This is a genomic window from Rhodoferax sp. LS1P39, from assembly GCF_056521425.1.
On record NZ_JBWMAV010000012.1, the window covers coordinates 24,498 to 38,724 of the forward strand.

11 protein-coding genes are annotated in these 14,227 nt (G+C 65.2%); 9 read left to right on the forward strand and 2 right to left on the reverse strand.

Annotated elements, in window-relative coordinates:
• Nucleotides 1-3: 3 nt before the first annotated feature.
• Nucleotides 4-423 carry a PIN domain-containing protein gene (locus AC097O_RS17585; RefSeq protein WP_479594199.1) on the forward strand — a complete coding sequence of 140 codons (420 nt, stop codon included), beginning with the start codon at nt 4-6 and terminating at the stop codon, nt 421-423.
• A 114-nt stretch (nt 424-537) separates the two neighbouring features.
• Here the strand turns inward: AC097O_RS17585 and AC097O_RS17590 are convergent, their stop codons facing one another.
• A complete protein-coding gene (locus AC097O_RS17590) occupies nt 538-2,061 on the reverse strand; it encodes a CoA-acylating methylmalonate-semialdehyde dehydrogenase (protein WP_479594200.1) in 1,524 nt (507 codons plus the stop codon).
• 118 nt (nt 2,062-2,179) lie between these two features.
• Here AC097O_RS17590 and AC097O_RS17595 point away from each other — a divergent pair, with 118 nt between their 5' ends.
• Nucleotides 2,180-3,133 (forward strand): LysR family transcriptional regulator, encoded by a 954-nt coding sequence (locus AC097O_RS17595; RefSeq protein ID WP_479594201.1) that lies wholly within the window; start codon nt 2,180-2,182, stop codon nt 3,131-3,133.
• A 92-nt stretch (nt 3,134-3,225) separates the two neighbouring features.
• On the opposite strand, the gene AC097O_RS17600 is transcribed toward AC097O_RS17595, so the two are convergent.
• Nucleotides 3,226-3,888 (reverse strand): GntR family transcriptional regulator, encoded by a 663-nt coding sequence (locus AC097O_RS17600; RefSeq protein ID WP_479594202.1) that lies wholly within the window; start codon nt 3,886-3,888, stop codon nt 3,226-3,228.
• Nucleotides 3,889-3,996: 108 nt separating this feature from the next.
• Here AC097O_RS17600 and AC097O_RS17605 point away from each other — a divergent pair, with 108 nt between their 5' ends.
• The 7 genes from AC097O_RS17605 to AC097O_RS17635 all read left to right on the forward strand — a co-directional run bounded on the left by AC097O_RS17605 (nt 3,997) and on the right by AC097O_RS17635 (nt 14,143).
• Nucleotides 3,997-4,911 (forward strand): dihydrodipicolinate synthase family protein, encoded by a 915-nt coding sequence (locus AC097O_RS17605; protein WP_479594203.1) that lies wholly within the window; start codon nt 3,997-3,999, stop codon nt 4,909-4,911.
• A gap of 2 nt (nt 4,912-4,913) precedes the next feature.
• Nucleotides 4,914-5,852, forward strand: a complete 939-nt coding sequence (locus tag AC097O_RS17610; protein WP_479594204.1) for a 4-hydroxyproline epimerase — start codon at nt 4,914-4,916, stop codon at nt 5,850-5,852.
• A complete protein-coding gene (locus AC097O_RS17615) occupies nt 5,849-6,955 on the forward strand; it encodes an NAD(P)/FAD-dependent oxidoreductase (protein WP_479594205.1) in 1,107 nt (368 codons plus the stop codon). The genes AC097O_RS17610 and AC097O_RS17615 overlap by 4 nt, the downstream gene beginning before the upstream one ends.
• A complete protein-coding gene (locus AC097O_RS17620) occupies nt 6,946-7,185 on the forward strand; it encodes a (2Fe-2S)-binding protein (protein ID WP_479594206.1) in 240 nt (79 codons plus the stop codon). The genes AC097O_RS17615 and AC097O_RS17620 overlap by 10 nt, the downstream gene beginning before the upstream one ends.
• The gene (locus tag AC097O_RS17625) at nt 7,182-8,432 is read left to right on the forward strand and encodes an FAD-dependent oxidoreductase (protein ID WP_479594207.1); all 1,251 of its coding nucleotides are present in this window, start codon (nt 7,182-7,184) and stop codon (nt 8,430-8,432) included. Before AC097O_RS17620 ends, AC097O_RS17625 begins: the two co-directional genes overlap by 4 nt.
• 204 nt (nt 8,433-8,636) lie before the next feature.
• Complete coding sequence (locus AC097O_RS17630; RefSeq protein ID WP_479594208.1) at nt 8,637-9,770, forward strand: branched-chain amino acid ABC transporter substrate-binding protein; 1,134 nt, start codon at nt 8,637-8,639, stop codon at nt 9,768-9,770.
• A gap of 602 nt (nt 9,771-10,372) precedes the next feature.
• Nucleotides 10,373-14,143, forward strand: a complete 3,771-nt coding sequence (locus AC097O_RS17635) for a DUF748 domain-containing protein (protein WP_479594209.1) — start codon at nt 10,373-10,375, stop codon at nt 14,141-14,143.
• Nucleotides 14,144-14,227: the final 84 nt, after the last annotated feature.

Genomic DNA, 14,227 nt, shown 5'->3' on the forward strand with positions numbered 1-14,227 from the left:
TCCATGCGCTACCTCCTCGACACCAATATCTGCATCTACCTGATTGCGGCCCGTCCGCCCGAGGTGCTGCGGCGCTTCCAGTCGCAGCCGTTAGGCAACGTGGTGATGTCGGTGGTCACCTACGCCGAGCTGTGCCATGGCGTGGAGCGCTGCACTGCCCCCGACCGGGAACTCGCCGCCGCAGCCCTCCAGCGCCTGGTCCAGCGCGTGCCAGTACTCGCTTTTGAACCCAACGCTGCCGAAAGCTATGGCGTGCTGGCCGCCGCCGTGCGCGACCGCCGCCGCGATGCCATGGACCGCCTCATAGCCGCCCACGCCATCAGCCTGGGCCTCATCGTGGTGACCAACAACGAGGCGGATTTCAAAGACTATCCTGGGTTGGAGGTGGAGAACTGGGTGGGGAGCGGGGCGGGTTTGGGCTGAAGCGGGGGCTCGGCCGCGTTTCACCGTGGTGCCAAGGTGAAGCCTTAGCTTGCCGGCCCTTGGCCCAGAAACGCAAATGGGCGACCAAAGCCGCCCATTCCCCTCAATGTGTGCTTACTTCGCCGTAGGCATCACAAACTCAGCCCCCTTGGCGATGCTCTCGGGCCAGCGCTGCATGATGGACTTTTGCTTGGTGTAGAAACGCACGCCCTCTTCGCCGTAGGCGTGCATGTCGCCAAACAGGCTCTTTTTCCAGCCGCCGAAGCCGTGCCAGGCCATGGGCACGGGGATCGGCACGTTGATGCCGACCATGCCGACCTGGATGCGGCGGCTGAATTCGCGGGCCACGTTGCCGTCGCGGGTGAAGCAGGCCACGCCGTTGCCGAATTCGTGGTCGTTGATCAGCTGGATCGAGGTGGCCAGGTCGGGCACGCGCACGCAGGCCAGCACTGGGCCGAAGATTTCTTCCTTGTAGATGCGCATGTCGGGGGTGACGTGGTCGAACAGCGTGCCGCCCAGCCAGAAGCCTTCGCCACAGCCGTCGCCAGCTTGTGCGCCGTCAAATCCGCGGCCATCGGCCATCAACTGCGCGCCTTCTTTCACGCCTTGCTCGATGTAGCCGGTGATGCGGGCATGGGCGGCGGGGGTGACGATGGGGCCCATTTCAGCGGCCAGATTCGTGCCGTTCAAAACCTTCAGCGTCTTGGTGCGGGCCAGCAGCTTGGGGATGACCTTGTCGGCCACATCGCCCACCAGCACGGCCACCGAGATCGCCATGCAGCGCTCGCCTGCCGAGCCGTAACCTGCGCCGATCAGTGCGTCCACCACCTGGTCGATGTCGGCATCGGGCATCACCACCATGTGGTTCTTCGCGCCGCCCAGGGCCTGCACGCGCTTGCCGTGGTGGGCACCGGTTTCATAGATGTAGTTGGCGATGGGCGTGGAGCCGACGAAGCTCACGGCCTTCACGTCGGGGTGCACCAGCAGCGCGTCCACGGCTTCCTTGTCGCCCTGGACCACGTTGAACACGCCATCCGGCAAACCGGCCTGCTTGAGCAGATCGGCCATGAACAGGCTGGCGCTGGGGTCGATGGGGCTGGGCTTGAGCACAAAGGTGTTGCCTGCGGCAATCGCCACCGGGAACATCCACATCGGCACCATCACGGGGAAGTTGAACGGCGTGATACCGGCCACCACGCCCAGGGGCTGGCGCAGCGTCCAGTTGTCGATGCCGGTGCTCACCTGGTCGGTGAAGTCGCCCTTGAGCAACTGCGGAATGCCGCAGGAGAATTCCACGATGTCGATGCCGCGCGCCACTTCGCCCTGCGCATCGGTGAACACCTTGCCATGCTCGGCGGTGATCATGTGGGCCAGCTCGTCCTTGTGCAGGTTCAGCAGCTCCAGAAACTTGAACAGCACGCGGGCACGGCGGATGGGCGGGGTGTCGGCCCACTTGGGGAAGGCGGCCAGGGCCGATGCCACGGCGGCATCCACGTCTTGCTGGTTGCCCAGGCGCACATTGCGGCTGACCTTGCCGGTGGCCGGGTTGTAGACGGGCTGGGTGCGGGTGCCGTGGCCGGTGGTGCGCTCGCCGTGCAGGTACTGGGCGATTTCGGTGGAGTCGGTAGCAGCGGTCATGGAGGTGTCTCGTTGTGGTGGAGTGAGGCTGCAGTGTAGGCACGCCACCCCCGGGTCACAAGCCCGAAACTTTGAATTGATTGTTCAGAATGGTGAACAATAGGGTGAGAATAAGGGCATGAACGAGCAGAAAATCAACGAACTCTGGAGCCATCTCCATTGGTTGACGGTCCTCGCCCAGCAGGGCAGTTACACCGCGGCAGCCGCCCGGCTGGGCGTGAGCAAGGCGGCGATGAGTCAGCGCATGGCCGATCTGGAGCGCATGGCGGGCGTGCCGCTGGTGCGCCGCACCACCCGCAGCGTGCGCCTCACCGAGGCGGGCCAGCGCCTGGTGGACGACACCCGGGCATCGTTCGAGCAGATCGCCCAAAGCTTCGCCCAGGTGCGCGACCTGGCCGACGCGCCCCAGGGCCTTTTGCGCGTCACCGCCCCGGTGGCGTTTGCGCGCCAGCAACTGGTGCCCCGGCTGGCCGACTTTTTGCGCGAATACCCGGATGTGCGGCTGGAACTGGAGCTGTCCGACCGCCTGTCCAGTCTGGCCACCGAGGGCTTCGATCTGGCCATCCGCCACACCGCCGCGCCGCCCGACACCCACGTGGCCTGGACGCTGTGCACCACCCGCTCGCTGCTGGTGGCCAGCCGGACGTATTTGCGCAAACGCGGCACGCCGCTGCGCCCCGAAGATCTGCGCACCCATAGCTGCCTGCACTACCCGCGCGCGCAGGACACGCCCGCCTGGACCTTTGCGCAGGGCACGGGATCGAATGTGGAGCGGGTGACGGTGCCGGTGTCCGGCGTGCTATCGGCCAACAACAGCGAAGCCCTGCGCGATGCCGCCGTGGCCGGGCTGGGGATTGCGCTGCTGCCGGATTTCAGCCTGCCCGCCAGTGTGCGCGGCAGCAAGCTGGTGCCCGTGCTGCCCGACTGGCAACTGGTGGGCGGCTATGCCGACCAGCTCTACGCCATCCGCCCCTACACCGCCCATGTGCCGCGCGCGGTGACGGCGTTTGTGAACTACCTGCGGCAGGCGCTGGCGGGGGGATTTGGTGGGGATGGTGATTTAGAAAAATAAGGCCGTTTTTCAGGCATTGGATTGGCACCCAGCGCTTATTCAATCAGCGCAAGAAGCTCCTATTTTTGATACTAAAAATAAGAGCAATTCTCTTAGTTATCAATCACCCGCCGCGCAAACCCCTGCAGGTAATCCATCAGCCGCGTGGCCCCGCCCACTGCGGCGGCCTCGTCGCCGGTGGCGATGCCCTGGGCCAGCTCCAGGTGGGCCTGCGCGGCTTCCATGATGTCGCCGGCGTGCTGGTAGGCCACCCAAAAGCGGCGGCACTGCACGATCAGCGGCACCACGGCCTTGACGGCGGAATGGTTGTGGCTGGCCTGGTGGTTCACCTGGTCCAGCGCCAGGTCGGCGGCCATGTAATCGGCCAGATTACCGCGCTGCGCCGCCTGCACCATCTTCTCGGCACAGCGCACGATGTCCTTGCGCTGCAAGGCGGTGGCCCGGCGGGCGGAGCAGGCCGCTATCAGGCATTCGAGCACGCGGCGCGTCTGCACGACATCCAGGTGGTCGGCCAGGTCGATGTTGGACACCAGCAGGCCGCGCCGGGGCTGCTGCACGATCAGCCCGATCGACACCATGCGCAGCAGCGCCTCGCGCACGGGGGTGCGGCCCAGTTGCGTCAGCTCGACCAAATCGCTCTCGACCACCGGGCTGCCGGGGGCCAGCTTCAGGGTGGAGATCAGCGTCTCGATCGCGTCGTAGGCCAGGTCGGCGGCGCGGCGCTTGGGCGCGGGGGAGGGCGGAGTCTTGGACATGGGGGCTAGGTTGTGTACAGGCCGATGGTAATCGTAAAAAAATATTTTAGATATGTTGCTAATATATTAAGATTGCGCCACCAACCCAAATAACTTAGGAAACACACCATGACGCTCCCCCGCTGGAAAGGCATCTTCCCCGCCATCACCACCAAGTTCCACGCCGACGAAAGCATCGACGCCGAAGGCACGGCCAAGCACATCGAGTTCCAGATCGCCAACGGCATCCACGGCCTGGTTACCTGCGGCTCGCTGGGCGAGGCCAGCACGCTGACGCTGGAAGAAAAGCTGCAGGTCGCCGACATTGCGCTGAAGGCCGCCAAGGGCCGCATCCCGGTGTTGGCCAATGTGTCCGAAACCAGCACCCGCGAGGCCCTGCGCTATATAGCCGGTGCCAACAAGCTGGGCGTAGACGGTTACATGGTCATGCCGTCCGTCATCTACGTGGCCGATGCGCGCGAAGCCATGCTCAACGTGCGCACCATGGCCAATGCCGCGCAAAAACCCATCATGGTCTACAACAACCCGGTGGCCTACCGTGTCGATTTGAAACCCGAGCACATGCAAGAGTTGGCCGACTGCGAGTGGATTGTGGCCATCAAGGAAAGCACCGACAACATCCGCCGCATCACCGACCTGCGCAACCTGCTGGGCACGCGCTACCAGCTGTTCCTGGGCGTGGACGACCTGGCTTTCGAGGGCCTGGCCCTGGGCTGCGACGGCCTGCTGGCCGGTGTGGGCTGCGCCTTCCCGCGCGAAACCGTGGCCTTGTACGACCTGATGCAGGCGGGTGAGTGGGCCGAAGCGCTCAAGCTCTACCAGTGGATGACCCCCATGCTGCACCTGGACGTGTCCACCAAGCTGGTGCAAAACCTGAAACTGATCGACCTGCTGGTGGGCGTAGGCAGCGAGCACATGCGCCGCCCGCGCCTGCCGCTGATCGGCGAAGAGCGCGCTTATATTGAAGGCGTGGTGGCCAAGGCTTTGGCTACCCGCCCTACCAAATACCAATCCATCGTCTAAACATGCAACGCATCCAGATCATCGATTCCCACACCGGCGGCGAACCTACGCGGCTGGTGGTGGGCGGTTTCCCCGACCTGGGCTCGGGCAGCATGGCCGAGCGCCGGGCCGTGCTGGCCGCGCAGCACGACCAATGGCGGGCCGCTACCGTGCTGGAGCCGCGCGGCAACGACGTGATCGTGGGCGCGCTGCTGTGCGAGCCGGTGGCGGCAGATGCAGCAGCCGGGGTCATCTTCTTCAACAACACCGGCTACTTAGGCATGTGCGGCCACGGCACCATCGGCCTGGTGGTCAGCCTGGCGCACATGGGCCGCATAGCGCCGGGCGTGCACAAGATCGAAACCCCGGTGGGCACGGTAGAGGCCACCTTGCACACCGACGGCTCTGTCAGCGTGCGCAACGTGCCCGCTTACCGTTTTGCCACGCAGGTCGCGGTGGACGTGCCGGGTTACGGTGTGGCGCATGGCGACATCGCCTGGGGCGGCAACTGGTTCTTTCTGGTGAACGACCACGGCCTGCGCGTAGCCAGCGACCAGTTGGCGGCACTCACCACCTACGCCTGTGCGCTGAGTGCGGCGCTGGGGGCGCAGGGCATTACCGGGGCCGATGGCGCAGAAATTGACCACATCGAACTGTTCGGCCCGGACGACCAGGGTGCCGACAGCCGCAACTACGTGCTGTGCCCCGGCATGGCTTACGACCGCTCGCCTTGCGGCACCGGCACCAGCGCCAAGATCGCCTGTTTGGCGGCAGATGGCAAGCTGGCTCCCGGCGCGGTATGGCAGCAGGCCAGCGTGATCGGCAGCCGCTTCGAGGCTTCGTACACGGTGAACGGCGGCCAAGTGATCCCCACCATCCGGGGCCGCGCCCATGTGTGCGCCGAATCGACCTTGCTGATTGCCGAAGACGACCCTTTTGCCTGGGGAATTTCTCTGGCATGAATCCCGATGTGATCGTCATCGGCGCAGGCATCGTCGGCGCGGCCTGTGCCCATGCGTTGGCACAGGCAGGCCAGCGCGTGCTGGTGCTGGATGACCGGCGCGGCGGTGCCACCGGCGCGGGCATGGGCCACCTGGTGGTGATGGACGACAACCCGGCCGAGCTGGCGCTGAGCCAGTATTCCGTAGCCCAGTGGCGCGCCCTGGCCCCGCAGATGCCGGCAGATTGCGCCTTCAGCGGCTGCGGCACGCTGTGGGTGGCGGCAGATGCCGAGGAAATGGCGGCGGCCGAAGACAAGCGCCAGCGCCTGCACGACCATGGCATCGCCTGCGAACTGCTGGATGAGGTTGCGCTCGCCCAGGCCGAACCCGCCTTGCGCCCCGGCCTGGCGGGCGCGCTCAAGGTGCCGGGCGACGGCATCGTCTATGCGCCCAACGCCGCCCGCTGGTTACTATCAAAATACGAGCACCTCGTGCAGGTGGAATGGGCGCAAGTGGCCGAAATCGATGGTAAAACAGTGCACCTAGCCGACGGCAGCACGCGCCAGGCCCCGCAGATCCTGCTGGCCAACGGCATCCACGCCACCACACTGTGCCCCGGTTTGCCCATCCGCCCCAAAAAGGGCCATCTCCTCATCACCGACCGCTACCCCGGCACGGTGCACCACCAACTGGTGGAGCTGGGCTATGTGACCAGCGCGCACCACAGCGTGGGGCCGTCGGTGGCTTTTAATCTGCAGCCGCGCCCCACCGGGCAGTTGCTGCTGGGGTCGAGCCGCCAGTTCGACACGATGGACACCACGGTAGAGGCCGAGATGTTGCAAGCCATGCTGCAACGCGCCCTGGCCTACATGCCCGGCCTGGCCGACCTCAACGCCATCCGCAGCTGGTGCGGCCTGCGCGCCGCCACGCCCGACAGCTTGCCCATCCTGGGTGCGCACCCGGACCGCGACGGCCTGTGGCTGGCCGTGGGGCACGAGGGCCTGGGTGTGACCACGGCTTTGGGCACCGCCCATGTGCTAGCCGCCCTGATGACCGGCGGCACGCCGCCCCTGGATGCTGCGCCCTACGGCCTGCAACGCTTTGCGGAGGCCGCATGCGCGTGAATCTGCACATCAACGGCCAGCCCGTGTCCGTCCCCGCAGGCTGTTCGGTCGCTGCCGCGCTGGCCATTGCGGGCGATGGTGTTGCCCGCACATCGGTCAGTGGCAAAGCCCGCGCTCCGCTGTGCGGCATGGGCATTTGCCAGGAATGCCGGGTGAGCATCAACGGCGTGCGCCGCCTGGCCTGCCAGACGACCTGCAGCGCAGGCATGCGGGTGGAGATGACCCCGTGACGCAGTGCGACATCCTCATCATCGGCGCGGGTCCCGCAGGCATGGCGGCGGCCTTGGCGGCAGCGCCCAGCGGCGCGTCGATAGCCATCATCGACGACAACCCCGCGCCCGGCGGCCAGATCTGGCGCGACGGCCCCAGCGCCCAGGTGCCGGTGGCCGCACAGCGCATGCGCGAGCAACTGTCGGCCTGTGCCAACGTGCGCATCTACAGCGGCGCGCGCGTCATCTCCGCCCCGGCTCCGCACACTTTGCTGCTGGAAGATGCCGAGCGTGGCTTGACCATCGACTGGAAAAAACTCATCCTGTGCACCGGCGCCCGCGAGTTGCTGCTGCCTTTCCCCGGCTGGACGCTGCCAGGCGTGACCGGCGCGGGCGGCCTGCAGGCGCTGATCAAATCCGGCTTGCCCGTGGCGGGTGAACGCATCGTGGTGGCGGGCAGCGGCCCCTTGCTACTGGCTGCTGCGGCCTCGGCGCGCAAGGCCGGTGCCAAAGTAGTGCGTGTTGCCGAGCAGGCGGGTTTGTCATCCATCGTGGGCTTTGCCGCCCGGCTGGCTGGGTCGCCAGGCAAAGCCCTGCAGGCACTGACGTTGTTGCACCCGCAGTACCGCACTTCCAGCCATGTCATCGCAGTGCAAGGGCAGGGCAGGGTGCAGTCGGTGCAATTGCAGCAGGGCAGCCGCCGGGTCGAGATCGCCTGCGACCGCCTGGCCTGCGGCTTTGGCCTGGTGCCCAACACCCAACTGGGCCAACTGCTGGGCTGTAGCCACACGCCCACCGGGCTGGCGGTAGACGATTGGCAGGCCACTAGCCAGCCGCATATTTACGCGGCGGGCGAGTGCACCGGCGTGGGCGGCAGCGAGCGCGCCCTGGTGCAAGGACGCATCGCAGGCTTGGCCGCTGTGGGCGATAAAACTGCAGCCCAAACCCTGTGGCCCGAGCGCAGCCGCTGGCAGGCCTTTGCCCAGCAGTTGGCACGCAGCTTTGCCTTGCATCCGAAATTAAAACAACTTCCCCAGGCCGATACCCTGGTGTGCCGCTGCGAAGACGTCGCCTACGCCGCCGTACAGGCCTGCGCGGGCTGGACCGATGCCAAGCTGCACACCCGCTGCGGCATGGGTGCCTGCCAGGGCCGCATCTGCGGCACGGCGATGCAGTTTCTGCACGGCTGGGAGCAGCCCGTGCCCCGCAACCCCCTGGCACCTGCGCGCATTGGCACGCTTGCTGCTATACCTTTGAAAGGAGAGTAAACATTAGGACTTACGCAGCGCCCCTGTATCGCCCTTCGGGCTTACAGGGGGAACTTGCGTAAGTCCTGAACATATAAGTTTTGCTTCTAGTAGTTCATATTCTCTACATATAGAAACACATTTCCCCCGTTGGAGCGGTTCCCGCACTACAGTGCGTCCGTGACAAATTCCTTGTTCCACAACTTCCACTTTAGGACACCGTCAATGCCATCCACATTTACAAAAATCGCCCTCGCATGCGCCGCCACCATGGCCTTCGCAGGGGGTGCTTATGCCCAGGAACAGACCGTCAAAATCGGCGTAACCGGCCCCCTGTCGGGCCCCAATGCCTTCATTGGCAAAGACAATGAAAACGGCGTGCGCCTGGCCGTGGAAGACCTGAATGCCAAGAAAATCGTGGTGGGTGGCAAGACCCTGAAGTTCGAGCTGGAATCGGAAGACGACCAGTGCGACCCCAAAGCCGGTGTGAGCGTGGCCCAGAAGCTGGTGGACGGCAATGTGAAGTTCGTGATGGGCCCGTACTGCTCCGGCGTGGCCATCCCCGCGTCGCGCGTGTACAGCCAAGGCAATGTGGTGCTGTCCACCGTGGGCAGCAACCCCAAGGTCACCATGGGCGGCTACAAGAACCTGTTCCGCATCATGGCGGGCGACAACGAAATCGGCGCGCGCCTGGCTTTCTACGCGGCCAACATCATGAAGGTCAAGAACGTGGCCGTCATCGACGACCGCACCGCCTACGGCCAGGGCCTGGCAGACGAGTTCAGCAAGGAAGCCAAGAAGCTGGGCCTGAACATCGTGGGCAATGAGTTCACCACCGACAAAGCCACCGACTTCTCTGCCATCCTGACCAGCCTGAAGGGCAAGAACCCCGACGTGATTTTGCTGGGTGGCTACGCGCCCCAGGCCGGCCCTATGCTGCGCCAGATGAAGTCGCTGGGTATCAACGCCAAGCTGCTGGGTGGCGATGCGATCTGTACCGCTGAGCTGGGCAAGCTGGCCGGTGAAGCCGCTACCGACACCGCCTTCTGCGCCCAAGGCGGCGCGGTGCTGGACAAGACGAGCGAAGGTCCGGCCTTCAAGGCCAAGTACAAGAAGCGCTTCAACATCGACCCCGATGCCTACGCGCCTTCGTTCTACGACCAGACCATGTTTGTCGGCCAGTCGATCCAGAAAGCCGGTACTGTGGACCCGGTCAAGGTCGGTGCCGAGATCTACAAGACCTCGTACAAGGGCATGTCGGGCACCTTCGCCTTTGACGACAAGGGCAACCTGAAGTCCGCCCCGATCACCATCTACACCTTCAAGGCGGGCCTTCCATCGGCCCTGGGTACGTACTGATCTGGCGCTGAAAGTGCTATAAAAAAGGCCGCTTTTGCGGCCTTTTTCGCGTTTTGGGCGGCAATCAATTGATCTTTGGTGCGGATGTTGTCAAGCCCATTGGTTCAATCGCGGCCCGACTATGGATTGAAAAGCAGATTTGTATTCCTGCCTGGCTTGGATTAAATTGTCACTGCCTGTGCAAACAGGTGCTAACCGGTAGGAGCCAACGCCACCTGACATTTTGCGATGGTGGTGTGCAGCAGCCCCGGTCCTTAATGGACGCAATCTCTTGCGTCCAACGCAACGGGGGACATCAATCTCTCCCTTGCAGCCCCGACGGCATGAACCGCAAGTTCGCCGTCAAGCCCGGCAACCAATGCAAATCGGTTGCCGGGCTTTTAGTTTTGGCACACCCCCAGGCTTCAGTGCTTCGCATCTTTCTCCAACCCCCTTGCAGGGGGCGATACCAGCGGCCTGGCGGAGCCAGTTCCACGGTATCCCTGGAAGGGGTGCTATTGCGATGCGTGGTTCTATTGGTGGGGTGATCGCTAAGTTTTACAGCATGGGTAAGTGCACATTCGCTTGCAGAGCCCCCACGGTCTGGCGGCAAAATGGGCGCTATGACATTTTTTCAAAACAAGTGGTTGCGCCGTGCGGCGTGGAGCGTGGCGGGGCTGCTGGGCCTGTGGGCAGTGACCTGGCTGGCCGTACCTGCCGGGGTGAAGTACGGGGTGGAAAAGTTCGGTAGCGACGCGCTGGGCCGCACCGTCACCCTGGGCCGCGCCGATTTTCACCCCTGGACGCTGTTGCTGACGCTGGACGACTTGTCCATCGCCGGTGCCTCTGGCGGTAAACCGCAAGTCCACATAAAACGCATCCTGCTCGATGCCGCGCTGTGGCAGTCGCTGCGGCGGCTGGCACCGGTGGTGGACGCTATTTCCATGGACCAGCCGACCATAAGCGCCACCTACCTGGGCGATGGACACTACGACTTCGACGACGTGCTGGCCAAGCTCAATACGCCGTCCGACAAACCCGCGGGCGCGCCGCCCAGCTTTGCCGTCTATAACATCGCCCTCAAAGGCGGCGCTGTGGACCTGACCGACCAGACCCGCAGCACCACCCACACCCTGCGCGATCTGGACCTGACCCTGCCGTTCCTGAGCAACCTGGATTCGCAGCGGACCATCCAGACCGAGCCGCACCTGGCCTTCAAGCTCAACGGCAGCAGCTTTGATTCGGCCGCCCAGTCCATCCCGTTTGACCCCAGCCGCAAAACCCACGCGCGCATCCGGCTCGACCAGCTCGACCTGGCCCCCTACCTGGCCTACCTGCCCACCACTCTGCCGGTGCAGGTGCAAGGCGCGGTGCTCAGTGGCGACCTGCAACTGGCGTTTGAGCAAACCCCCAAGATGTCGGTGGTGGTCAGCGGCACGGTGCAGGCCAACCAGCTCCAAATTGCCAACCCCCAGGGCGCAAAATGGCTGGCGCTGGACACGCTCAAGGTGGGATTGGATGAACTGCGCCCGCTGGAGCAAAGCGTGAAGATCAGCGAGATCACCCTCAGCGCCCCGGTGGCCGATCTGCGCCGCAATGCTGCGGGCCAGCTGCAGCTCACCTCGCCTGCAAAAACTGAAAATACTATAAAAAAAGTAGCTGCTCCCGCCCATGCAGCAAGCGCTGGCGGCACAAAAGACACCAAAGACGACGCAGGCTGGAAGGTCAGCGTCGCCAAGCTGGCCCTGCAAGATGGCACGCTGCGCTGGTCGGATGCCAGCACCCGCCCCACGGCCGAGGTGGCCCTGCGCGGCCTGGCGGTGGAGGCATCGGCCATCACCTGGCCGTTTGCCCAGCCGCTGGCGTTCAACGCCTCGGCGCAGGTGGAGGGCGGTGGCGCCGGCAGCACGCCTGCCGAACTCAAGCTCACCGGCACCGCCACCGACCAGGAGGCCAAGGTGGATGCCACCCTGGGCGGCCTGCCGCTGGCCCTCGCCGCGCCCTACCTGGCCAACACCCTGGAGCCCCGGCTCAGTGGCCAGCTGGGGGCTGACCTGCAGGTGCACTGGCAGGCCTCGGGGCCGCTGCAGGTCACCGCCAAGCAGCTCACGCTGGACCGGCTGGCGTTGGGCGAAGTTCCGGCCAAGGGGAAAGTGGCCGCCACCAGCCTGTTCAGCCTGCGCCAGTTGCAAGTCAACCAGGCGGTGGTCGATGTGCCCGGGCAGCGGGTGCAGATCGGCAAGCTGCTGCTCACCGAGCCGCGTACCAAGGTGGAGCGCAATACGGAAGGCAAATGGATGTTTGAGCAGTGGCTGAAAACCCCGGCGGCAGCCCCTGCGGATGCCAAACCCGGTAAGCCCTGGGCCGTCAGCATCGCCGACCTGGCGCTGGAAGGCGGTGTCATGTCCTTCCTCGACCAGTCCACCTACCAGCCTGCCGCCCTGGACATCAGCGCCCTCAGCGTGCAGATGAAAGACCTGGTGCCCGGCAACGCCAAGGCCTCGCCTTTGAGCGTCAGCGCCCGCATCGGCGCGGAAAACACCCGCAACACCGAGCCGGGGCGGCTGGTCTACAAGGGCACGCTGGCCCTGCAGCCGCTGGCCGCTGTGGGCCAGGTCGATCTGCTGCACCTGCCGCTGCACGCCCTGGAGCCGTATTTCGGCGCGTCGCTCAACGTGGACATCGTGCGGGCCGACACCAGCTTCAAAGGCCAGGTGGCCTATACCGCCAGCCCGGCCGGCCCGGTGCTGAAGCTCAAGGGCGACGGCACGCTGGAAGACTTCCGCGCCAACAACGGGGTGGGCATGGTCGCCATGCAGGCCGCTGCGCCTGCCGCCGCCAGCTCGGCACCGCTGGGGGCTGCGGCCACGGCAGCGGCGGTGGCCGATGCCTCCAGCGAGCAGGCCCTGCTGCGCTGGAAGCTGCTGAACCTGCGCGGGCTGGATGTATCCCTGTCGCCCACCAGCCCCACCACCGTGGACGTGAAGGAGACCGCCCTCAGCGACTTCTACGCCCGCCTGGTGCTCAATGAAAATGGCCGCCTGAACCTGCAAGACCTGGTCAAACCCAGCCCTGCAGACGCTGCTGCTACCAAAAAAGTAGCTGCTACCGCCCCAGCCATAAGCGCTAGCGCCCCAAAAGATACAAAAGCCGAGCCCGGCGGCGCGGTGGTGCGCTTTGGCGGCATCAGCCTAGTCAATGGCCGGGTGCTGTTTACCGACTACTTCATCAAGCCCAACTACAGCGCCAACCTCAGCGCCCTGACCGGGCGGCTGGGCGCGTTTGCGTCGGTGCCCGTGGCCGGTGCGGTGCAAATGGCCGACCTAGAGCTGCGGGGCCGCGTGGGCGACTCGGCGGTGCTGGAGATTTTGGGCCAGCTCAACCCGCTGGCCAAGCCGTTGGCGCTGGACATCAAGAGCAAGGTCTCCGACCTGGAGTTGCCCAGCCTGTCGCCGTACAGCGTGTTCTACGTGGGCCACGGCATCGAGCGCGGCAAGCTCAGCATCGACGTGCACTACGTGGTGCTGCCCAACGGCCAGCTCACCGCCAGCAACAGCATCATCCTGAACCAGCTCACCTTTGGCGAACAGGTACCCGGCGCGCCGGCCAGCCTGCCGGTCAAGCTGGCCGTAGCCCTGCTGGCCGACAGCAATGGCGTGATCAACCTGGACCTGCCGCTGTCGGGCTCGCTGAACGACCCGCAGTTCCGCATCGGCCCGGTGATCTTCAAAATCCTGGGCAACCTGATCACCAAGGCCATTACCGCGCCGTTCAGCCTGCTGGCCAACGCCTTTGGCGGCGGGGCAGATGCGCTGGGCACGGTGAACTTCCCGCTGGGCAGTGCCGCCCTGGGCCCCGAGGCCCGCGAAGGCCTGGACAAGGTCGCCAAGGCCCTGACCGACCGGCCCGCCCTGAAGCTCACCGTGGTGGGCAGCGCCAGCATGAACGCCGAGCGCGACGCGCTGCAGCGCGAAAAGCTGCAGCGCCGCGTCGAGTCTGAAAAGCGCCGCAACACCGTGGTGCAAGGCAAGGCGGCTCCCACGGAAGACGGCGATGGCAGCGCCCCCGATGCGCTGGCCACCACCGTGCAAGACGCGGAATACCCGGCCCTGCTCAAGGCCATTTACAAGCGCGCCAACTTCCCCAAGCCGCGCAACGCCCTGGGCCTGGTCAAAGACCTGCCGGTCCCCGAGATGGAGCAGCTGCTGCTGGCCAACATGCCCGCCGACGAAGACGCCATCCGCCAGCTCGCCATCCAGCGCGGCGTGGCGGTGCGCGACTACCTGGCGGCCAAGCAATTGCCGCTGGACCGGCTGTTTCTGGGCGCGTCCAAAACCGTGGACGAAGGCACGGGTTTCAAGCCCCAGGCCGACCTGCAACTGGCCATGCCGTGATGCCAATCCGCCTGATTTACAACTCCACCTGAAAAGCGGCGAAAATAGCCGTCTTGCCCGAACGCGGCCCCCGTGGCCGCAGGG

Coding starts and splice junctions, on each gene's coding strand:
- AC097O_RS17585 (WP_479594199.1), top strand. CDS start 4: ATGCGCTACCTCCTCGACACCAATATCTGCATCTACCTGATTGCGGCC.
- AC097O_RS17590 (WP_479594200.1), bottom strand. CDS start 2,061: ATGACCGCTGCTACCGACTCCACCGAAATCGCCCAGTACCTGCACGGC.
- AC097O_RS17595 (WP_479594201.1), top strand. CDS start 2,180: ATGAACGAGCAGAAAATCAACGAACTCTGGAGCCATCTCCATTGGTTG.
- AC097O_RS17600 (WP_479594202.1), bottom strand. CDS start 3,888: ATGTCCAAGACTCCGCCCTCCCCCGCGCCCAAGCGCCGCGCCGCCGAC.
- AC097O_RS17605 (WP_479594203.1), top strand. CDS start 3,997: ATGACGCTCCCCCGCTGGAAAGGCATCTTCCCCGCCATCACCACCAAG.
- AC097O_RS17610 (WP_479594204.1), top strand. CDS start 4,914: ATGCAACGCATCCAGATCATCGATTCCCACACCGGCGGCGAACCTACG.
- AC097O_RS17615 (WP_479594205.1), top strand. CDS start 5,849: ATGAATCCCGATGTGATCGTCATCGGCGCAGGCATCGTCGGCGCGGCC.
- AC097O_RS17620 (WP_479594206.1), top strand. CDS start 6,946: ATGCGCGTGAATCTGCACATCAACGGCCAGCCCGTGTCCGTCCCCGCA.
- AC097O_RS17630 (WP_479594208.1), top strand. CDS start 8,637: ATGCCATCCACATTTACAAAAATCGCCCTCGCATGCGCCGCCACCATG.
- AC097O_RS17635 (WP_479594209.1), top strand. CDS start 10,373: ATGACATTTTTTCAAAACAAGTGGTTGCGCCGTGCGGCGTGGAGCGTG.